This window comes from Pseudomonas huaxiensis (assembly GCF_003231275.1).
GTDB lineage: Bacteria > Pseudomonadota > Gammaproteobacteria > Pseudomonadales > Pseudomonadaceae > Aquipseudomonas > Aquipseudomonas huaxiensis.
Genome location: NZ_QKVL01000040.1, coordinates 30,941 through 52,250 on the forward strand (window position 1 = coordinate 30,941; position 21,310 = coordinate 52,250).

The window sequence follows — 21,310 nt, forward strand, 5'->3', positions numbered from 1 at the left end:
CCTTCAAAGATTGCGCGCAATGACCATGCGCTGAATGTCGCTGGTGCCTTCGTAGATCTGGCAGACCCGCACATCGCGGTAGATCCGCTCCAGCGGGAAGTCGCTCAGATAGCCATAACCGCCCAGGGTCTGCAAGGCATCCGAACAGACCTTTTCGGCCATTTCCGAGGCGAAAAGCTTGGCCATCGAGGCTTCCACCAGCGCCGCCCGCCCGGCATCACGCAGGGCCGCAGCATGATGCACCATCTGCCGGGCCACGGCGATGCGCGTGGCCATGTCGGCGAGACGGAACGCCACGGCCTGGTGCTCGATCAGCGGCTTGCCGAAGCTCTCGCGCTCGCGGGCGTAGTCGCGGGCCACTTCGAACGCGGCGCGGGCCATGCCCACCGATTGCGCGGCGATACCGATGCGGCCGCCTTCGAGGTTGGCCAGCGCGATCTTGTAGCCCTCGCCCTCCTCGCCCAGGCGGTTGGCCACCGGCACGCGCACGTCATCGAAGACGATCTGGCAGGTGTCGGAGGCGTGCTGACCGAGCTTGTCCTCGACCCGCGCCACCTGATAACCAGGGCTGTCGGTGGGTACGATAAAGGCGCTGATGCCGCGCTTGCCCGCAGCAGGATCAGTCACGGCAAACACGATCACCACCCCGGCATTGCGGCCGGAGGTGATGAACTGCTTGCAGCCGTTGATCACGTAGTGGTCGCCGTCGCGGCGGGCACGGGTCTTCAAGCTGCTGGCGTCGGAGCCGGCTTGCGGCTCGGTCAGGGCGAAGGCACCGAGCATGGCGCCGCCGGCCAGCGGGACCAGGAACTGCTGTTTCTGCGCCTCGTTGCCGAACTTGAGGATCGGCACGCAGCCCACCGAGTTGTGCACGCTCATGATGGTGGAGCAGGCGCCGTCGCCGGCGGCGACTTCTTCCAGGGCCATGGCGTACGCCAGGTAGCCGGTGTCGCAACCGCCCCACTGCTCCGGCACCAGCATGCCGAAGAAACCCATGTCGGCCATTTCCGCCATCGCCTCTTTCGGGAAGCGGTGCTCGCGGCTCCATTCCTCGGCGAACGGCCGCAGGCGTTCCTGGGCGAACTGCCGCGCTGCGTCGGCGATCTGTTGTTGCTCGTCGTTAACCAGCATGGTGCACCTCAGTTCAGGATCTCGACGGCCATGGCCGTGGCTTCGCCGCCGCCGATGCAGATTGCCGCAACGCCACGGCGCAGGCCTTTCTGGCGCAGGGCCGACAACAACGTGACGAGGATGCGCGCGCCGGACGCACCGATCGGATGGCCCAGGGCGCAAGCGCCGCCGTGGATGTTGACCTTGTCGTGGGACAGGTCCAGCGACTGCATCGCTGCCAGAGTGACCACGGCGAAGGCCTCGTTGATCTCGAACAGGTCGACCTCGGCCAGGCTCCAGCCAGTGCGCTGCATGAGTTTTTCGATGGCGCCGATTGGTGCGGTGGGGAACAGCGCTGGCGCGTCGGCGAACGCCGAGTGGCCGTGGATCACCGCCAGTGGCTTGAGCCCCAGGCGGTCGGCGCGGGAGCGGCGCATCAGCACCAGCGCCGCGGCGCCGTCGGAAATCGAACTGGAGTTGGCGGCAGTCACCGTGCCGCCGTCGCGGAAGGCCGGCTTGAGTTGCGGGATCTTGTCCAGGCGGGCCTTCGGCGGTTGCTCGTCATCGCTGATCAGCACCTTCTCTTTGCCTACGGTGACTTCCACCGGCACGATCTCGGCGGCGAAGCTGCCGTCCTTGATCGCCTGTTGCGCACGGGTCAGCGAGGCAATGGCGAAATCGTCCTGGGCCTGGCGGCTGAAGCCATTGGCCTCGGCGCAGTCTTCGGCGAAGGTGCCCATCAGGCGGCCTTTGTCGTAGGCGTCTTCAAGGCCGTCGAAGAACATGTGGTCGATGATCCTGCCATGGCCCATGCGATAACCGCTGCGGGCCTTGTCCAGCAGGTACGGGGCGTTGGACATGCTTTCCATACCCCCGGCGACCACCACCTCGGCGCTGCCGGCCAGCAGCAGGTCATGGGCCATGATCGCGGCCTGCATGCCGGATCCGCACATCTTGTTCAGGGTGGTGCAGGTGGTGCCTTTGTCCAGGCCGGCACCCAGTGCGGCCTGGCGGGCCGGCGCCTGGCCGAGGCCGGCGGGCAGCACACAGCCGAACAGCACCTGCTCGACGCTGTCGGCAGCAATGCCGGCGCGCTCCACCGCACCGCGAATGGCGGCGGCGCCCAACTGCGGCGCGGTCAGGCTCTTGAGGTCACCCTGCAGGCCACCCATGGGGGTGCGCACGGCGCTGACGATTACGATCGGGTCATTGGCGAGGGTCATGATCTTCTCCTGCAATTACTTGGCAGCCATGCGCAAGGCGCCGTCGAGACGGATCACCTCGCCATTGAGCATGCTGTTTTCAATGATGTGGCGAGCCAACGCGGCATATTCCACCGGGCGGCCCAGGCGTGGCGGGAACGGCACCCCGGCGGCCAGCGAATCACGCACGTCCTGGGTCATGCCGGCCATCATCGGGGTTTCGAAAATACCGGGGGCAATGGTCATCACGCGGATACCGAAGCGCGCCAGTTCGCGGGCGGCGGGCAAGGTCAGACTGGCGATGGCGCCCTTGGACGCGGCATAGGCGGCCTGGCCGATCTGGCCGTCATAGGCAGCGATGGAGGCGGTGTTGATGATCACCCCGCGTTCGCCATCGGCATCGGCCTCGCCTTCGGCCATGGCCGCGGCCACCAGGCGCAGCATGTTGAAGCTGCCGATCAGGTTGACGTTGATCACCCGGCTGAAGCTGTCCAGGCCATGCGGGCCATTTCTGCCGAGGACTTTCTCGGCGCCGACGATGCCGGCGCAGTTGACCAGCCCGTGCAGGCTGCCAAACGCTTCGACGGCAGCATCCACCGCAGCCTGGGCCGCGGCTTCCTGGCTGATGTCGGCGACGGCATGGCGGGCGTTCTCGCCCAGCGCTTGCGCCTTGGCGGCGACCGCCTCGGCATTGAGGTCCACCAGCATCACCCGGGCGCCGGCCTGGATAAGCATTTCCGCTGTGGCGGCGCCGAGGCCCGAGGCCGCGCCGCTGACGATGAAGTTCTTGTTGGCTATTTGCATGGTGCTGTCCTCAGGCGCTGGCTTTGTGGGCTTGCGCTGCTTGTTGAAGGGCGATTTCCTGATTGCGCAGGATGAAACGCTGCAGCTTGCCGCTCGGGGTCTTGGGCAGCTCGCTGACGAATTCGATTTCACGGGGATAAGCGTGGGCGTACAGGCGCTGGCGCACGTGCTGGCGCAGGATTTCCGCCAACTCGTCGTTGGCCGCGTGGCCGCTACCGAGCACGACGAACGCTTTGATCAGTTCGGTGCGTTCCGGGTCGGGCTTGCCGATCACCGCCGCCTCGATTACCGCCGGGTGCTCGATCAGCGCGCTTTCCACATCGAACGGGCCGACGCGGTAGCCGGAGGTGGTGATCACGTCGTCGCTACGCCCCACGAAGCTGATGCTGCCGTCCGGGTTCAGCTCGACGGTGTCGCCGCTGAGGTAGTACTTGCCCACAAAGGCCTTGGTCGGCAGACCGTGGTAACCACCGAACCAGCACAGCGGCGATTGCTCGCGGTCAACGGCAAGGATGCCCGGTTGTCCGGCCGGCAGTTCCTGGTGCTGCTCATCGAGCACCACGATGCGGTGACCGGGAATCGCGTAGCCGGCAGAGCCCAGGTGAACCGGGTGCTCCAGGCCGTGATGGTTGCACAGCACCATGCCCAGCTCGGTCTGGCCGTAGTGGTCGTGAATGGTCACGTCCAGCTGGTCGCGGAACCAGCGGATCACTTCAGGGTTAAGCGGTTCGCCGGCGCTGCTCACCACCCGCAGGCGGCCTTTGATCGGCGCGGAAAACCCCTCGCCGGCGGCGATCAACATGCGGTAGGCGGTCGGCGAGCCGGCCAGGTTGGTGATGGCGTACTTGTCGATGACCCGGCAGGTGCTCTCGACGCTGAACGGCCCATCGAAAAACGTCGTCGCGTGGCCCAGGGACAAAGGCCCAGTGACCGCATAATAGAGACCATAGGCCCAGCCCGGATCGGCCAGGTTCCAGAAATTGTCGTCGGGACGCAGGTCGATGGCGTCACGCATGTAGCCCTGGAAAGCGACGATAGCGCGCAGCGGGACTTCCAGCGGTTTGGCCGGGCCGGTGGTGCCGGAGGTGAACATCAGCAGGAACGGCGCCTCGCCCGGCAACAGGAGCGGCTCGCAGTGCGGGTCGGCAGCCTCGATTTCACGGTGAAAATCCAGATCGCCACGGCTGGCATCAGCCTGGACGCAGATGATCGTCGGGCAGTCTTCGACATCATCGAGCTTGCCGCGGTTGTTCGGGTCGGTGACCACCACCTTGGCACCCGAGGCGTGCAGCCGGTGCTCGATGGCTTTCGGCCCGAACGCGGTAAACAAGGGTTGATAGACCGCGCCAAGACGCCAACTGGCGAGCACCGTCACCAGCAACTCGACAGTGCGCGGCAACAGCCCCGCTACCCGGTCGCCGGGGCAGACGCCCTGGGCCTTGAGCACATTGGCAAAGCGCGCGGCGCGGGCCTGCAGATCGCTGAAACGGTAACTGGCGCTTTGTCCATCACGCCCTTCACAGTGAAGAGCGATACGGTCGCCACCGGCATGTCGGTCACAGCATTCGACACAGGCGTTGAGCGCCTCGAGACTGCCGGCCAGCGCCGCACGGGACGCTTGCGGGTAATTGAAGGTACGTGCCGCCGCGCTGTAATCACGCATCGCCGAACTCCTCGTTTCTTATTGTTGGAATAACGAAAGGTCCGAAGATAGTCGCGCTGGCGCTCAGTTGGGGCAATGGTCAAAGCTGTCAATCTGGATGACTGGTTTGGCCATGGGACGACAGGCGTCGCCCCATGGCGGGCGGCTCAAGTTGGGCTGTCTTGCTGCAATGCCTCCTCGGTCAGACGCAGCGCCAAGGTCTGGAGCGCCGTAGTGCGCGCGGCGCCGAGACTGTTCATCCGCGCAATGTATTCACCCTCGGGAAGGCTGCCCTCCTGGCCACTGAGCTGGTCCAGGCGCTGCCAGAACCTGTCCTCCAGTTCGGTGAACGCCCTCTGATGCTGTTCGCGCAAATGTTCCAGCCAGTAATCGCGTCCGGCGATGAATCGCGCCAGCGCTTCGCCCTGTTCATCGGTCCGGACGATGGTCACGGCTTCGCGCAAGTCCTGCGGGGTGACCCCCGCGATCTGGCTAAAGTCCATATGGTTTGGCTGGCCGGGTAACTCCAGCTCGCGCGCCAGCCCAGTGCGGTAGGCCAGGCTGACCTCCACTTCATCCACCCCGCGCCCTTGCGCGTAGCGCTCGGCAATCACCTGGCGCACGTGCTGCTCCAGCCGATCGAGACGGAACAGCCTCCGGCAGAAACGCAGCAAGCCACCTTGCGGCATGCCCCATGTGGCCTGCGAACGAGCCTGATGCAGCAGATAACGAACTTCCAGCACGCTGAAATTGGACTCCACACTGTCGGCGCATGTCGTCGGTCCCGACGCCAGGTCGAACAGGTTTTGCCGCAGCTCGGTGCTTTCCACACAACCATTCAACATGCGCCACACGCGAATGCGCAGGTCGGCGCCTGCCAGACGGTACTCAGCCGTATTCAGCAAACGCCCCAGCAATGCGAAGAAGTCACTGGAGTTGGGTTCGGCCAGCAGGCGGTCCCAGCGTGCACTGCGCTCCTGCAGAACCTCGCCCTGGGAGTCCTCAAGCCAACGCTGGCGCAACGACTCGCCCAGCACGGGCATTTCGCCGGTGGTGTCCCACAGCCGCGAGCGTATCTCCGGTGAGAACGCATTCCCCTGCAACAGCAGTGCATTACGGACCTGCGCGGGCGACTCGAAGAAAGCCTGCGGCAATGTTTCCAGTTCATTGCCGCGCAAATCCGCCATTTCCAGGAAAGGCCGGGTCAACAGCCCCGGTGGCAGGCTGCGCAGCCGTGTCTGGCGCAGGCCCAGACGCTGCAAGCGTGGCAGTTGGCTCAGGTCCGGCGGTACAGTCAGCGGGTTATGATCGAGGGAGAGCGTCTCCAGATTTCCCAGCGATGAGAGGATTTGTTGACCCATGCTGCTGATGCGGATCAGGTTGCTTTCCAGGACCAGTTGCCGCAAATCCCTCATATTGCCAATGGCCTGGGGAATGTCGGTCAAGGCATTCCCGCTCAGGTCGAGCCAGCGCAGGCGGGTGAAGCGCTGCAGAAATCCGCTCAAACGCTGCGATTGCTGCGCGTCAGGCAAAGTCAGCTCGACCACATGGGAAAAATCGATCTCGGCCGACAGTTCTGGAAGGTCCCCGGTCGCCACATAGCCAAGGTTCAAGCGGTACCCCAGCACAGCGCCGTCATGACCAAACATCGGCGCAGTCTGGCGGCTCCAGCAACGGCGGATTTCCTCTATGACCCGGCGGCGACCGCTGGCCTGCTGGACGGTCGCCTGCATTTGCCAGCGGTACAGGTTTTCCTCCAGGCAGTGCAGCGAACGCTGGTAGCGCAGCAACTCGCTCATGGCGTCACCCTGCGCTCCGCCGATCTGTTCAAGGAAGGCGTCCACTTCATAGTTATCGAAGCCCGGGAACAGTGACCTGACCATACTGGTCAGCGATGTCCGGCCCACAGCCCCGCGACCGCTGAGCAAATAGCCAGGACGACCATCGATCGTGCGCTGCAAGGGATTGAACAGCCCGGGGCGAGGGGTAATGCCGAGCAACATGGGCAAGCGTTGGCGCTCGGTAATGGCACGGTTGAGCAGCAGTTGGCGCAAGCGCTCACCCGCATCGGTCGTCTCCAGTCCCAAGGCCTGGGCGTGGTCCGGCCCCAGCCCCTCCACGATCGCCTCGAACAGGCTGCCAAGGCGGCCCTGACTGGCTGCATAGTCTTGCTCATCGAGCACTTCGAACTGCGCCCCCATGCGCAGCAGAACCCGTACCTCCCGAGTGTCGGACAGCGGCAGCAGCCGCTCTATTGTCCTGCCGCTCACCCCTCCCTCGCGCAATTCGAAACTCAGGCCCTCGGGCCAGCCAGACAGATGGCGCAACAAACCGAAGGCCAGGCGCACACTGAGGTCGCTGCAGGTGTTATGCAGGCAGAAACCTTCCAGCGCACGGCTGATGCGCACCTCGCTCAATGCCTGGCGAGCGCGCTCGGCCATGGCCAGGGGGACCCGTGCATGATCGTCCATGGACAGCAGCGCCTCCCGCCCCGCTTCGTCGATCAACACCTGGATATGCTGCACGGGCAGGCCGGGGAAATCGCGACGCAGCAAGCTTTCGCGGCTGTCGAGCGTCGACGATGGCCGGGTAACGATGTGGTCGAACAGCGATGCCCGCAGCGATGCCTCTTCTGCCTGCCAGGCAGCCAGCTCTTCGGCCGGCGAAGCGTGCGGTCGATTGCGCAGTGCTCGCACGAAACCGCACAGTTCAGGGTCCAGCGACTCCATCGACTGCCCCCCCTGCAAATGTGCGAAGAAAGTGTCGATCCGTGCATCCAGGACGAACCGCTCCAGCGTATAGCGCAAGGCCGCCGGTGCAGGGCGACGCTCTACCAACAGACCACGCAACATCGCCTCATTGCCTCCGGCCACTGTGACCGCCTGCTCACAGGCGACATCGCTGATACCTTCCGTACCGGGCAGCAGCCGCCGCAACAGGTGGGTAGTGCCCTGCCATTGCAACGGATGCTCACCGGGCAACCACCAGGCGCCATGGCCGTTTCCGTTCAACACCGGCGAGTAGCCGTCCGGGCGGCTGGGATGAAGAATCAGCCAGCGACCGCTGGCCGAGTCCTGCCGGACTTCGAACACCCGGTTGTCCTGGCGCCACCACTGGCGGCCTTGCATACGGATCAGGCCGTCGACATCGCGCTGGTGCGGGAATGGCAGCGACGTCAGCGGCAAGGCATATGCGGACAGGTCCGCGAGCCAGAGGCGCAGGGAACCATCGGCCCGAAGCACAGGTAGCAGCCGTCCGATGAACTCACTGCGCTGCAAGGTCCGCACAACCGTCACCGCTGCCACCGACCCGAGCATCGTCAGCACCAGGTCGCGCACGACGCCCAGCATGTGATCGAGCGCCTCTTCGCAATGTCCCTGACGCCACTCCTGCACACCCTCGTAGACGTCACCGAGCATTTCCCTGACCAGGTTCACCATCATCAACTCACCGATCAATGGCAAGAACGACGCGGCCGACATCAGCACCGACATGCCGGCCGACTCCAGCGCCTGGACGCGTTGCTGGTAAACCTCCAGATCCACTGCCGCCGTTGGCACCACCAAGGCTGCGGCATCGGCCTTGAGCCGAGTGATCCGGGCCTGCACCAGACGACCGAACACCACGTTTTCCGCCGCCAGCCCGGCCACCTCCAGTTCCGGGCGAGCGGCCTCCAGACGCGAAGAAAGCTTCATGATGAAGCCCAGCCGGTCATCCTGGGCTAGCTGATGAGTGAAACGCTCCCGGTAGCGGCTGTTCTTGAGGTCGTTTCCCAGGTCTGTGGCCAGCGCATACCAGGAGGCATGCTGGCGCAAAGCCTGATGCGGGTCATTCGGCCAGTAGACAACCACTTGTTGTCGCGCGGGTGCCACGCTGTGCTCGCGAACAGCACCAGGCAAACACTGTTCACGGGCTTCGAAGACCAGGATGCCAGGCACGACAACGCCCAGTACCTCAAGTGTGCGACAGCGCAGGGGCAACTGTGCCGGGTCCGCGCCCGGATCGGCAGCGGCCAGCGCCAGCAAGCCTTCCATGACATCCTCGTCGATGTGGCCTTTCAGAGCAGCGCTGTGAGCGTGCGCGGCCAATGTGCAGCGCATGTCCTCGGTCAGGAGATGGCGCACCTGTTGCAGCACCTGGCTCTCGGCTGGCTGCAGCAGGGTATCCAAGTGTTCCTGGTACTGTTTGCCCAGGTCCAGGCGACGACATATATCGGCCAGGCGCTCCGGGGGCAGATCGAGCATCTTCCCCCGTTGGACAACTCCTGCGCCGGGGTAATAGTTGCTGGCCTTGGCCTGGGCCTCGGTGAAGTTCTGCAGCACGCGAAGCAGCAGGCTGCTGTCCTGGGAATAGAGCCTGAAGACAGGCAGGTCGACGTCGGTCACCGGAAACAGCGGGCGCGACACCCGCAACCGCATATCGCGCCACAACGACTGGCGAAGATCCAGCGCCACACCCGCTTCTTCCGCCACGGCGTTCTGTACCCGGGGCGTGACGAACGCCTCGATTGCCTGGATCGGCTCCAGCAGGCGGGACACTCGCCCTTGCAGGATCTGATGCGCCGCAAGGCTGGCCTGCAACTGATCGAGTCTTTCCACGGAAGCGGATTTGAGCCATTGCGGAGCGTTGGATGCGATGAAGCGGTCGATGGCAGCGTTGTCGTGCAGTGTCGCTGCGGCATCCCGGGATGAAATAAGCGGGGTGGAAGATGGCATGGGTAGGGCTCCTCGGTGAGAGCCGACAGCCTAAGAATCTCTTCCGCCCATCATCAGCGGGAAACAGCCCCGGACGATGCCCGCCTCCCTCAACCGCTGGCAAGGACCAGATTGCGGTAGTGCCCCGGATTGCTCCCCGACCACTTGCGAAAAGCCTTGTAGAAAGAACTGGTATCAGCGAAACCGAGGCGCTCGGCAATCTCGACGAAGCTGATATCGGCCTGTGCCAGCCAGCCGATCGCCAGTTCCTTGCGCACGCTGTCCTTGAGCGCCTGATAAGTCTGACCTTCGTCGGCCAGGCGCCGGCGCAGGGTCGAGGCGGAGATGCACAGGCGCTGGGCCAGGGCTTCGGTTTCCGGCCAGTCGGCGGCAGGCAACCGGCGCAGGTCATCCTTGATCCGCCGCGCCAGGCTCGCCGGGTCGCGGTACTTGACCAGGATATTGCCGGGCGCCTCGGCCAGAAAACGCTGCAATTCCTCGGCGCTGCGGCGCACCGGCAGGTCCAGGCAATCGGCGGCGAAAATCATCCGCGTGCGCGGGCGATCGAATTGCAGGTTCTGGGAAAACATCACCCGGTAGTCATCGCAGAAATCCGGCTCGGCGCAGCGCAACTCGATGGCCAGGATCGGAATGCGCCGCCCGGCCAGCCAGCACGCCACGCCGTGGACGATCATCCAGAACGTGAAATACGTGAAGGGGCGGCGCGGGTCCTGGTGCGGCTCGCCGATGACGATCTCGGCAACGCTCTGCTGACGCACCAGCACCGGGTGCAGGTGTTCGAACATCAGCGTGAGGAATTCCAGCGCCGAGGCCAGCGCCGCGCCCACCGTGGGTTGGGCCATGCACGAGCGGCAGAGAAAGGCCATGCTGCCGCTGCGCAGTCCGCGGGGGTCCATGCAGAAGAACTCATCGTTGCAACGCCGCGCCAGCAAGCGCCAGAGCTGCGCATAGGCGCTGGCCGGGACGCGGGCGTCGGCCAGTGCGAGGTGTGCCGGGTCGATACCGACACGGCCCAATACCTCGGCGGTGGCCGCGCCGGGGGGGCAACTCTGCAACAGCGCTTCACGCACCAGTTGCATGGAGATGGTGTCTTTCTCCGTTTTCAACACTGTTTCGCCTTGAGTCTTGTTTGACCGGCATCTTAGGCCGGCACACGAAAAAAACCAGTGTTCAGTCCTGGCCGGCCAGTTCGAGAAACGCCCGGATCAGACGCAACTCCCGACGACGCTCCAGGCAGCCGAGCATGTGCTGATTGACCAGCCCGGCGCCCTCGATCGGCCGCGCCACTACCCGTGGGTCATGGCTCAGTTCCGCCGAGGAGACGATGCCGATACCCAGGTGCGCCGCCACCGCCTCGGTCACTGCCTCGCGGCTGTCCAGTTCCAGCAGCACGCGCGGCTGTATTCCGGCCTCGGCGCAGGCCTGGTCGAAGGTGCGCCGGGTAATCGAACTGGGCTCGCGCAGGACCATGATCTGCCGGTCCAGTTCGGCCAGCGGCAGCTCCTCTTGGCGGTCGGCCCAGGGATGTGCGGTCGGCAGCAAGGCGCAGACCCGCGACGCTGACAGGCGTTGCAGGTACAGGCCCTTGCGCGGCTCAACCTCAGTCAGCACCGCCACGTCGGCGTGTTCCGAGAGCAGCGCGGCGAGGGTTTCCTGGGCGTTGCCCAGACGCAGGTTGACGGTGATGCCCGGGTAACGTTCGCGCAACAGCGCCAGCATCGGCATGACCCGGTGCGGCCCGTCGGCAGCCACTTCCAGACGCCCGGTGAGCAACTGCCGGTTGGCTTCGAGCATGGCCTGGGCTTCTTCGGCGAGGCTGAACAGGGCACGGGTGATAGCCGCCAGACGGATGCCCTCCTCGGTCAGTTCGACCCGCCGCGCAGTGCGGCGCAACAGGGTGATCTGGTAGTGCTCCTCCAGCGCCTTGACGTGGCCGGTGACCGCCGGCTGGCTGATGAACAAGCGGCTGGCGGCGCGGGTGAAGCTGCCTTCGCGGGCGACGGCATCGAAGGCACGGAGCTGGAACAGGTTCATATCTATCGGCCTGACTTATGGCTGGCATAACAACAAACAATTTGATTGATGAGGCGCCGGATTGCAACGTAGCGCCCATAGATTCTGCCCACCGCCAGCGAGAACCCACATGTCCGACGCTCCTGTCCTGCTGACCCCCGGCCCCCTGACCACCTCGGCGCGCACCCGCCAGGCCATGATGATGGACTGGGGTTCCTGGGACCGCGACTTCAACCAGTTGACCGCCAGCCTCTGCGAGCAGTTGCTGACCATCCTCAACGGCCACGCCAGCCACCACTGCGTGCCGCTACAAGGCTCCGGCACGTTCGCCGTGGAAGCAGCGATCGGCACCCTGGTGCCTCGCGACGGCAAGGTGCTCGTGCTGATCAACGGCGCTTACGGCCAGCGCCTGGCCAGGATCTGCAAGGTGCTGGGCCGCGCTTACAGCACCTTCCAGACCGCAGAGGACGAACCGACCACCGCCGCCGACGTCGACCGTCTGCTGCGCGAAGACACCGGCATCAGCCACGTCGCGCTGATCCACTGCGAAACCAGCACCGGCATCCTCAACCCGCTGGCAGAGATCGCCCAAGTCGTCGCCCGCCACGGCAAGCAGTTGATCATCGACGCCATGAGTTCCTTCGGCGCGCTGCCGATCGACGCCGCGCAGGTGCCGTTCAGCGCCCTGATCGCCGCCTCGGGCAAATGCCTGGAAGGCGTGCCGGGCATGGGCTTCGTCTTCGCCGAGAAAAACGCCCTGGCCGCCGCCGAAGGCAACAGCCACTCCCTGGCGATGGACCTGCACGACCAGCACGCCTACCTGAGCACGACCGGCCAATGGCGCTTCACCCCGCCGACCCACGTGGTCGCCGCGTTGCACGAAGCGCTGCGGCAATACCGCGAGGAAGGCGGCCTGCCCGCCCGTCACCAGCGCTACGCCGACAATTGCGCTGCACTGCTCGACGGCATGGCGAGGCTGGGCCTGCGCAGCTTTCTGCCGCCGGCGATTCAGGCGCCGATCATCGTCACCTTCCATGCCCCCCGCGACAGCCGCTACCAGTTCCAGGACTTCTACGAACGGGTCAAGGCCAAGGGTTTCATCCTCTACCCCGGCAAGCTGACCAAGGTCGAGACCTTCCGCGTCGGCTGCATCGGCTGCGTCGGACCGGACGGCATGCGTGCCGCCGTGAACGCCGTGGCCGAAGTGCTGCGGGAAATGGAAGTCGTGGATATCTGATTCATCACCCTCACTGAATTTGCCGCTTGAACGATCAAGGAATCCCGCAATGAACTACAGCAACCCGAAACGCCTGCAAGCAGCAATCCTCGACTGGGCCGGCACCGTGGTGGACTTCGGCTCCTTCGCGCCGACGCAGATCTTCGTCGAGGCCTTCGCCGAGTTCGACGTCGAGGTGTCCATCGAAGAAGCCCGCGGGCCAATGGGCATGGGCAAATGGGACCACATCCGCACCCTGTGCAACCAGCCGCAGATCGCCGAGCGTTACCGCAAGGTGTTCGGTCGCGCGCCGAGCGACGACGATGTGACTGCCCTCTACAACCGCTTCATGCCGCTACAGATCGAAAAGATCGGCGTGCACTCGGCGCTGATCCCCGGCGCCCTGGACACCATCAGCCAATTGCGCGCGCACGGGCTGAAGATCGGCTCCTGCTCGGGCTACCCGAAAGTGGTGATGGACAAGGTGGTGGAGCTTGCGACTCAGAATGGCTACGTCGCCGACCACGTGGTGGCCACCGACGAAACGCCTAATGGCCGCCCGTGGCCAGCACAAGCGTTGGCCAACGTGATCGCGCTGGGCATCGATGATGTCGCGGCATGCGTGAAGGTGGACGACACCGTACCGGGCATCCTCGAAGGTCGCCGGGCCGGGATGTGGACCGTGGCGCTGGTGTGTTCGGGCAACGCCCTGGGCCTGACCTATGAAGGTTACAAGGCGCTGGACGCGGAAACGCTGGCCAGCGAGCGCCAGCGGATCAATGCATTGTTCGAGGGCTCACGCCCGCACTACCTGATCGACACCCTCAACGAGCTGCCGGCGGTGGTGGCGGATATCAACCGCCGACTGGCGGCGGGGGAAATGCCGCAGTCGGTTTAAGCCAATGCAATTCGGGGCCGCGTTGCGGCCCTTCGCGAGCAAGCTCGCTCCCACAGGGTGAGCCCCCTGACATCAACCCTGATGCCGCGCCACCCACTTGGCGAAACTGTCGATAAAGCCCTGCAAGAACGGCCGCGCCTTTTCCGACAACTTGCCCTGCTCATCGAACAGGGTCGCCGCGCCGCCGATGTACGCCTCTGGCTGCTGCATGCATGGCACATCGAGGAACACTAGCGACTGGCGCAGATGATGGTTGGCGCCAAAGCCCCCCACCGCCCCCGGCGAAACACTCACCACCGCGCCCGGCTTGCCGCTGAAGGCGCTCTGTCCGTACGGGCGCGACCCCACATCAATGGCATTTTTCAATGCACCCGGAACCGAACGGTTGTACTCCGGGGTGACGAACAGCAGCGCATTGCTGCTCTTGATCTGCTCGCGGAACGCCTTGTAGGCTGCGGGTGGGTCGGTGTCGATGTCTTCGTTGTAGAGCGGCAGGTCGCCAATTTCGACGATTCTCAACGTAAGGTTCGACGGCGCCAGTTCACCAAGCGCCTGGGCGACCTTGCGATTCAGAGACGCCTTGCGCAGACTGCCAACCAGCACAGCAACCGTATAAACCTGGCTCATGACCACTTCCACCTGTACGAATAAAGGGAATTGGTAGTTATAGATGATGAGCCCTGCCCGTGAGGTTTTTTTCCTGGCGCACAAAACTTCCCCCTGCGCGCCATGGTCTATGGCCCACAGATATCATTTTTTTCAGAGGTCGCAAGCAAAATGACAGCAGTACTGGTCGGGCAATTCCATGCGCGGGACGCTGAAGGGCGCATCTATCCCGTGCATGAGTTTCAGGAAGCTACCCTCCAGGCCGATGGAAGTGCCGCCTCATTGCCGGTGACCACCTACCGCCTCGCCATCGGCGACCGGGTCAATCATCTGGGTGATGACCGTTTCGAGCTGGTGCAGAGCGGCGTGGAGATTATCCGGATTCCTTGATCCCCTCATCCCCCCAACGGCCCGCCTCACGGGCCGTTTTGCCGTGTGCAACACAGGAAATTTCCTCACGCATCTGAGATCATGCCCCACCTGTCCGGCGCATGAAGCGGCTCGGCACGTCCTGGAATAAGACCCAATGCTCACGGTGCAGGACCTGATCGATATCGAACTGCTGAAGTTGCAGGCCGTCGCCGGGCTTGCCGGCACCGGCAGGCTGATCACCTGGGCCCACACCGTCGACTTGCCCGACCCCTGGCGCTGGGTGTCTCCCGGCGATCTGGTAATGACCACGGGCCTGGGTCTGCCGGCTGGCGAAGAGGAGCAGGTCACCTGGCTGGAACACCTGATACAGAGCAATCCCAGTGCACTGGTGATCGCGCCGCGCCCCGACGCTCCGGCCCTTTCGGCAAAAATGCTGGAGACCGCTGATCGCCTGATGTTCCCCTTGCTGCACGCCAGCTTCGAGCTGGAGTTCGTCAAGCTCTCCCACCATGTGATCGAAAGCGTCCTGCAAGCCCAGCGCGAGCGCTTCAACGCCAGCGAACGCCTGTTCCAGACCTACGCGGAAGCCCTGCGCAAGGAGCCAGAGATGGCCGAGCGCCTGAGAATTCTCGGCGACGCCCTGGGCCTGGACCTGGCCATCGAGGACGCGGTGAGCGGCGCCACCATCGTCCAGACCCATGCCACTCATTCTGACCCACAGCCCGTGGAGCGCATCCCCATCGCCGGGCGAGCGCGGGCCAATCTGCTGATGACGCGCAAGCTGCAACGCAATGCGGACGACTCGATTCTGCTGCGCTCGCTGGTGGGCCTGCTCGGAGTCGAGCTGGAACGCCTGATGATTCACCGCGACCAACAGCGCGAAGAAGGCTCGGCCCTGCTACGCAGCCTGCTGGACAGTGAAACCGAGTTCGCCCTGGCCCGGCCGCTGCTGGAGCGCCGCGGCCTTGCCGGGCGTCTGGTGAGCCTGGCGATTCTGCCGGACAGCAACGGGCCCTGGTCGCCCGACGAGGTCCATCACGCCCCTGCCCTGCACAACGCCGGGCCGCTGCTGCTGAATGACAATGGCCGGCTATTGGCGCTGTGCCGGGACGACAGCGCCCTGATCGAAGCGCTGCGCAACAGCCTTGGGTCGCGCGCCGCGATTGGTGTCAGCGGACCGATTGCCGCAGCCAGCGGATTCCGCGAAAGCGTCCGACAGGCGCGACTGGCGCTGACCCAGGCCCGGGAACTCGACGCGCCGGTGCTGCGTTACGGCGAAGTCGAGACCGGGCTGATCATGGCACCCAAATCTCTCGCCGAAGCCCGCGCCCTGGTGGGTCGCTACCTCGGCCCGCTGATCGAACACGACCGGACCCAGAGTGCGGCGCTGGTGACCACCCTGATGACCTTCCTCGACAATGACGGCAACTGGAAAGCCACCGCCCTGGACCTGGGCATCCATCGCCAGACCCTGGTCTATCGGTTGAAGCTGGTGGAGCAACTGACCGGCATCAAGCCCACCACCACCCAGGGCATCGCCCGCTTCTGGATCGCTATCCAGGCCGGGCGCAATACCGAACTCCTGTCTTGAGCAGCTTCAAGCGGAAAGCGGCAAGCTTCAAGAAAAGGCAGTAGGCACCGCGCCTGCTTTTCTTGCAGCTTGCCGCTTATGGCTTATGGCTTATGGCTTATTTGCTGGTCGGCATGGCGAATTCCGCCCCCTTGGCCGTGCCCTGCGGCCAGCGCTGCATGATGCTCTTCTGCTTGGTGTAGAAGCGCACCCCTTCCTCGCCGTAGGCATGCATGTCGCCGAACAGGCTCTTCTTCCAGCCACCGAAACCATGCCAGGCCATCGGAACCGGAATCGGCACATTGATGCCAACCATGCCCACCTGAATGCGCCGGCCGAACTCGCGTGCGACGTGGCCGTCACGGGTGTACAGGCTCACGCCGTTACCGAATTCGTGCGCATTGATCAGCTCCACCGCCTCGGCAAAGTCCTTGACCCGCAGGCAAGCCAGCACCGGGCCGAAGATTTCTTCCTTGTAGATGCGCATGTCAGTGGTGACGTTGTCGAACAACGTGCCCCCCAGCCAGAAGCCATCGCCACAGCCTTCACCAGCCGTCTCGCCGTTGAAGCCGCGACCGTCTACCAGCAGGGTTGCACCTTCCTGGATGCCCTGTTCGATGTAGCCGGTGATGCGCTCGTGGGCCGCGCGGGTCACGATCGGGCCCATTTCGGCGTCAAGGTTGGTGCCGTTGAGGACTTTCAGTTCCTGGGTGCGCTGGATCAGTTTCGGCATCACCTGCGCGGCGGTTTCCTCGCCGACGAACACGGCCACACTGATCGCCATGCAACGCTCGCCAGCCGAGCCGTAAGCGGCGCCGATCAGTGCGTCCACCACCTGATCGATATCGGCATCCGGCATCACCACCAGATGGTTTTTCGCGCCGCCCAGCGCTTGCACGCGCTTGCCGTGGCGGGCACCGGTTTCATAGATGTGGTTGGCGATCGGGGTCGAGCCGACAAAGGAAATCGCTTCCACGTCGGGGTGGACCAGCAGCGCGTTGACGGCTTCCTTGTCGCCCTGCACCACGTTGAACACGCCGTCCGGCAGACCGGCCTGTTTCAGCAGGTCGGCAATGAACAGGCTGGGGCTCGGGTCGATCGGGCTGGGCTTGAGGACGAAGGTGTTGCCGGTGGCCAGGGCGACCGGGAACATCCACATCGGCACCATCACCGGGAAATTGAACGGGGTGACCCCCGCAACCACACCCAGCGGCTGACGCAGGGTCCAGTTGTCGATATTGGTGCTGACCTGATCGGTGAAGTCGGTTTTCAGCAGTTGTGGCGCACCACAGGCGAACTCGACGATCTCGATGCCGCGGGTGACTTCACCTTGGGCATCGGTGAAGACCTTGCCATGCTCGGCGGTGATCAACCGGGCGAGGTCGTCGCGGTGCTCATTGAGCAACGCCAGGAATTTATTCAGGACACGGGCGCGACGCAGCGGCGGCAGGTTGCTCCAGGCCGGGAACGCGGCCTTGGCACTGGCCACGGCCGCGTCCACATCGGCGTGGCTGGACAGTTGCACCTGGGCGGTGAGCACGCCAGTGGCCGGGTTGTAGACCGGCAGTTGCTGGCCGCTGGTGGTGGCGGCGACGGCGCCGGAAATCCAGTTTGCGATGCTAGAAGTCATGTTTTTTATTCTCTGGAGATGACCGACGAACCGGGGTGCGTGGCCCGTGGTTCGCCGGTCGGGGTGAAAAGAAGAAAGGACAGCGTGAATCAGTAGATGGCGTAGACCTTGCGCACGGTTTCCAGCACGTCCCAGCGCCCGGTCCAGCCCGGCGGCAGGATGATCAGGTCGCCGCCGCTCACTTCCACCACCACACCGCTGGCGTCGTCGGTGAGGTTGGCGCGGCCGGAAAGGATGTAGGTGAACTCGGTGTCGGGACGGTTCACTACCGGCCAACCACCCGGCTGGCACTCCCACACGCCCAGACTGCCCACCGCTTCAGGGGCAAGGCGCTGGGTGGCGATCTGCGGGTCGCCCTGGTCGGCGCCGACGCGCTGGCCGGCGGGGTTCAGAGACATGGCGTTAAGGGTGGTGGATTTGATGATCGTGAAAGCAGTCACGGGATTCTCCTGTCAGTTAGTGTGCACCGGTGAGCTTTTCCAGCAGCATCGCGGTACGGGAAGGTCGATGGGTGAAGCGCTCTTCGATATCGCTCAGCGAGGCGGCAGCCAGCCCGCTGTTGATACCCAGCCAGCGCAGGGGCTCGCGCTCCCAGTCCGGGGAACGGTGGTTGACGAATGGCAGGTGATTGATCCCCTCATCACGCTCGAGAATCAGGTTGCGCAGGATCCGCCCGGCCAGGTTGCTGGTGGCGACGCCGTCGCCCACGTAGTTGCCGGCCCAGGCGATGCGGTTCTTGCGGTCGATGCTCACGGTCGGGCACCAGTCGCGGGATACGCCCAGGGCGCCGCCCCAGCGATGGGTGATGCGGGTTTCGCGCAACGCCGGGAAGAACTCCAGCATCGTTGCGTGGATCTTGCCGTGGATGTTGTCCACCAGATCCGCCTGCTCCGACATCCGCGAACCCCAGTTGTACGGCGCACCGCGGCCGCCGAACACCAGCCGGCCCTCGGCGGTGACCTGGCCGTATACCCGCAAATGACGCATGTCGTTGAAGGCCAGGCGCTGGTCAAGATTCAGCCTGCGACGCAGTTCCAGCGGCAGCGGCTCGGTGGCCAGCACCAGCGAATACAACGGAATGACGAACCGCGAATGGCCCGGCTGCTGCGAGGTGAAGGCCTCGGTGGCGCGCACGGTGATGCCGGCTTTTACCGAACCCTGGGCCGTACTCAGCAGGCCCGGGGTCAGCCCGGTGACTTCGGAACCTTCGTAGATCGTCGCGCCCATCTGCTCGACAAGACGGGCCAGGCCGCGCACCAGCTTGCCGGGGTGGATCAGCGCGCAATGCTCGGTGTAAAGACCGCCAACAACATCCTCGGCACCGACCCTGCCCTGGGCTTCGCAGGCATCGAGGGTCCGCCACTGACCCGGCAGGCCGAAGCGCGCCGAGGCTTCCACCGTCGCTCGCGCCCGGTTCATCTGCGGAGTACTGCGGGCCAGGGACAGAAAACCCTGTTTGGCGTAGTCCGCCTCGACCCCTTCCAGGGCGAGGACGCGACCGATCTCATCGACGGTGTCGTTCATCGCCGCCTGCAGTTCGAGTGCGGCGCCATGGGAATACATCTCGGCTACACGGTTCAGGGAAATCGGAAAGATCGCCGAGGCCCAGCCACCGTTGCGACCGGAGGCACCAAAGCCGACTTCGCGTTTTTCCACCAGCACCACCCGCAGCGACGGATCGCTCTTGAGCAGGTAGTAGGCCGTCCAGAGCCCCGTGTAACCGGCACCGACGATGGCGACATCGGCTTCCACCGCGCCGTCCAGCCGTGCACGCGGCTGGGCCGGTTCGAACCAGAGCGGTTTGTTGGGCAAGTGGGTCAAATCAAATTTCGCTGACATGCTGTTGGCTTCCCATTGACGGCCCCGCGACGGGGCACTGTCCGATACGGCTTGGTTAAGCGTTTTCCGCCGGCCGGCCTTTCACCCCGGTGTTGCTGCCAGACACCCGAAGCGCCAGGTAGGAGGCGGCGATGGCGACGATGGCAATCACGCATTGCAGGAGGCTCATCTGCATCGACGGATCGAAGGCCATGCTCACCAGCACCGCGATGATCGAACCGGTCACCAGCAGCGGCAGCACCGGATGCGCCCACATGGCGAACTTCAGCGATCCTTCCGCCACCCAGCGGCGGCGCAGCTTGAGTTGCGACAGGCAGATCATCAGGTAGACAAAGAGGAATACGGTGCCGGAGGAATTGATCAGGAACTGGAACACGGTGTCAGGCCAGATGGCGGCGATCACCACGCAGCCGTAACCCACCAGTGTCGAAGCGATCACACCGCGGACTGGCACGCCCTTGCGGCTGGTGGCGGCGATCCAGCGCGGCGCCTCGCCATTGGAACTGAGGACGTAAAGCAAGCGCGACGAGGTGTAGAGACCGGCGTTGAGCACCGAGAGCACCGCCACCAGAATCACCAGCGTGAGCATGTCACCCGCGCCGGGGATACCGATGCGTTCCAGGGTGGTGACGAAAGGCGACTTGCCAGGGGTGATTTCGGTCCATGGCTGGGCAACCACGATGAAGAACGTGGCCAGCACGAAGAACACCAGGATCCGCAGCATCACCGTATTGACGGCCTTGCGGATGTTGCGCGACGGATCTTCCGACTCGGCGGCCGCCAGGGTGGCGACTTCCACGCCGGTCATGGAGAAGATCACGACTACTACGCCAGTGAACAGCGAACCCACGCCATGAGGCAGGAAGCCGCCGTGTTGCGTGAGGTTGGCGAAGCTCGCGGTAGAACCGGGCCATAGATTGAATGACCAGGCACCCGCCACCAGCAGGAAGACGATGATGGCCACGACCTTGATGCCGGCGAACCAGTATTCGGCCTCCCCGAAGGAATGCACCGACATCAGGTTCAGCAAGGTCATGCCGACCATCAGGCCGAGGGCGATGGCCCACACCGGTAGATCAGGGAACCAGCCATTGATGATCTGTCCGCCGACCACGGCCTCGAAGCCGACCACGATCACCCAGAAATACCAGTACAGCCAGCCGGTCATATAGCCGGCCGGGCGACCGAAGGCCATGCGCGCGTAATCGACGAATGATCCTTGAGTGGGATGGGCGGCGGCCATTTCGCCCAGCATGCGCATCACCAGCGCAACGATCAGGCCGGTGATGGCGTAAGTGATGAATGCGCCGGGTCCGGTAGAGGCGATCACCGCACTGGAGCCGACGAACAACCCGGCGCCGATCACGCCGCCGAGGGCCAACATACTGATGTGTCGCGTCTTGAGTGCACGCTTTAAACGCGGGTCATGCTCGGTTTGTACAGGCATTGGTTGTCTCCTTTTTGTTATTGGTAATCAACGCAGCCTGTGGGGAGGTTATGCAGGTGCCGGGGGACTGAACATCGTCAAAATCCGGGATGGACGCGGCCACTTCGTACAAATGTATGAAGATCCGGAAACAAGAAAGGCGCCCGTAGGCGCCTTGGAGAAAGGGGTGAAAAATAAAATACGCAAAGCAAAAAGGGCGACCCTTGCGGATCGCCCTTTTTGTTTAACCGCCAACAGGAGCGGTAA

16 protein-coding genes are annotated in these 21,310 nt (G+C 64.3%); 4 read left to right on the forward strand and 12 right to left on the reverse strand.

Translation table 11 applies throughout. From position 1 onward, the window contains the following. Nucleotides 1-3: 3 nt before the first annotated feature. From DM374_RS26955 to DM374_RS26985, 7 genes are all read right to left on the reverse strand, one after another. Nucleotides 4-1,131, reverse strand: coding sequence for an acyl-CoA dehydrogenase (locus DM374_RS26955; RefSeq protein ID WP_110972631.1), 1,128 nt, complete (start codon nt 1,129-1,131; stop codon nt 4-6). 8 nt (nt 1,132-1,139) lie between these two features. Beyond that, the gene (locus DM374_RS26960; protein WP_110972632.1) at nt 1,140-2,333 is read right to left on the reverse strand and encodes an acetyl-CoA C-acyltransferase; all 1,194 of its coding nucleotides are present in this window, start codon (nt 2,331-2,333) and stop codon (nt 1,140-1,142) included. A 15-nt stretch (nt 2,334-2,348) separates the two neighbouring features. After that, nucleotides 2,349-3,116, reverse strand: a complete 768-nt coding sequence (locus tag DM374_RS26965; RefSeq protein WP_110972633.1) for an SDR family NAD(P)-dependent oxidoreductase — start codon at nt 3,114-3,116, stop codon at nt 2,349-2,351. 10 nt (nt 3,117-3,126) lie between these two features. Continuing rightward, complete coding sequence (locus DM374_RS26970) at nt 3,127-4,779, reverse strand: AMP-binding protein (RefSeq protein ID WP_110972634.1); 1,653 nt, start codon at nt 4,777-4,779, stop codon at nt 3,127-3,129. A 146-nt stretch (nt 4,780-4,925) separates the two neighbouring features. Then, nucleotides 4,926-9,473: an NEL-type E3 ubiquitin ligase domain-containing protein gene (locus tag DM374_RS26975; RefSeq protein ID WP_110972635.1), complete on the reverse strand. Its 4,548-nt coding sequence runs from the start codon at nt 9,471-9,473 to the stop codon at nt 4,926-4,928. Between the two features lie 89 nt (nt 9,474-9,562). Then, a complete protein-coding gene (locus tag DM374_RS26980; protein ID WP_110972636.1) occupies nt 9,563-10,552 on the reverse strand; it encodes an AraC family transcriptional regulator in 990 nt (329 codons plus the stop codon). Nucleotides 10,553-10,643: 91 nt separating this feature from the next. Further along, nucleotides 10,644-11,507, reverse strand: a complete 864-nt coding sequence (locus DM374_RS26985; RefSeq protein WP_110972637.1) for a LysR substrate-binding domain-containing protein — start codon at nt 11,505-11,507, stop codon at nt 10,644-10,646. Nucleotides 11,508-11,616: 109 nt separating this feature from the next. On the opposite strand from DM374_RS26985, the gene DM374_RS26990 reads away from it, so the two are divergent. Both DM374_RS26990 and phnX read left to right on the forward strand, forming a co-directional pair. Then, a complete protein-coding gene (locus tag DM374_RS26990) occupies nt 11,617-12,723 on the forward strand; it encodes a 2-aminoethylphosphonate--pyruvate transaminase (protein WP_110972638.1) in 1,107 nt (368 codons plus the stop codon). A gap of 49 nt (nt 12,724-12,772) precedes the next feature. Beyond that, complete coding sequence (gene phnX, locus DM374_RS26995) at nt 12,773-13,600, forward strand: phosphonoacetaldehyde hydrolase (protein ID WP_110972639.1); 828 nt, start codon at nt 12,773-12,775, stop codon at nt 13,598-13,600. Nucleotides 13,601-13,672: 72 nt separating this feature from the next. Here the strand turns inward: phnX and DM374_RS27000 are convergent, their stop codons facing one another. Beyond that, complete coding sequence (locus tag DM374_RS27000; protein ID WP_110972640.1) at nt 13,673-14,227, reverse strand: NADPH-dependent FMN reductase; 555 nt, start codon at nt 14,225-14,227, stop codon at nt 13,673-13,675. Nucleotides 14,228-14,377: 150 nt separating this feature from the next. On the opposite strand from DM374_RS27000, the gene DM374_RS27005 reads away from it, so the two are divergent. Both DM374_RS27005 and DM374_RS27010 read left to right on the forward strand, forming a co-directional pair. Continuing rightward, the gene (locus DM374_RS27005; RefSeq protein WP_110972641.1) at nt 14,378-14,596 is read left to right on the forward strand and encodes a hypothetical protein; all 219 of its coding nucleotides are present in this window, start codon (nt 14,378-14,380) and stop codon (nt 14,594-14,596) included. Between the two features lie 136 nt (nt 14,597-14,732). After that, nucleotides 14,733-16,169, forward strand: a complete 1,437-nt coding sequence (locus DM374_RS27010; protein ID WP_110972642.1) for a PucR family transcriptional regulator — start codon at nt 14,733-14,735, stop codon at nt 16,167-16,169. 97 nt (nt 16,170-16,266) lie between these two features. On the opposite strand, the gene DM374_RS27015 is transcribed toward DM374_RS27010, so the two are convergent. The 4 genes from DM374_RS27015 to DM374_RS27030 form a co-directional block, all read right to left on the reverse strand. Continuing rightward, nucleotides 16,267-17,778, reverse strand: a complete 1,512-nt coding sequence (locus DM374_RS27015; protein WP_110972643.1) for a CoA-acylating methylmalonate-semialdehyde dehydrogenase — start codon at nt 17,776-17,778, stop codon at nt 16,267-16,269. An 89-nt stretch (nt 17,779-17,867) separates the two neighbouring features. Beyond that, nucleotides 17,868-18,218 (reverse strand): cupin domain-containing protein, encoded by a 351-nt coding sequence (locus tag DM374_RS27020; RefSeq protein WP_225422602.1) that lies wholly within the window; start codon nt 18,216-18,218, stop codon nt 17,868-17,870. Between the two features lie 16 nt (nt 18,219-18,234). Then, nucleotides 18,235-19,617 carry an NAD(P)/FAD-dependent oxidoreductase gene (locus tag DM374_RS27025; RefSeq protein ID WP_110972644.1) on the reverse strand — a complete coding sequence of 461 codons (1,383 nt, stop codon included), beginning with the start codon at nt 19,615-19,617 and terminating at the stop codon, nt 18,235-18,237. A 55-nt stretch (nt 19,618-19,672) separates the two neighbouring features. Continuing rightward, a complete protein-coding gene (locus DM374_RS27030) occupies nt 19,673-21,064 on the reverse strand; it encodes an amino acid permease (RefSeq protein WP_110972645.1) in 1,392 nt (463 codons plus the stop codon). Between the last annotated feature and the right edge of the window lie 246 nt (nt 21,065-21,310).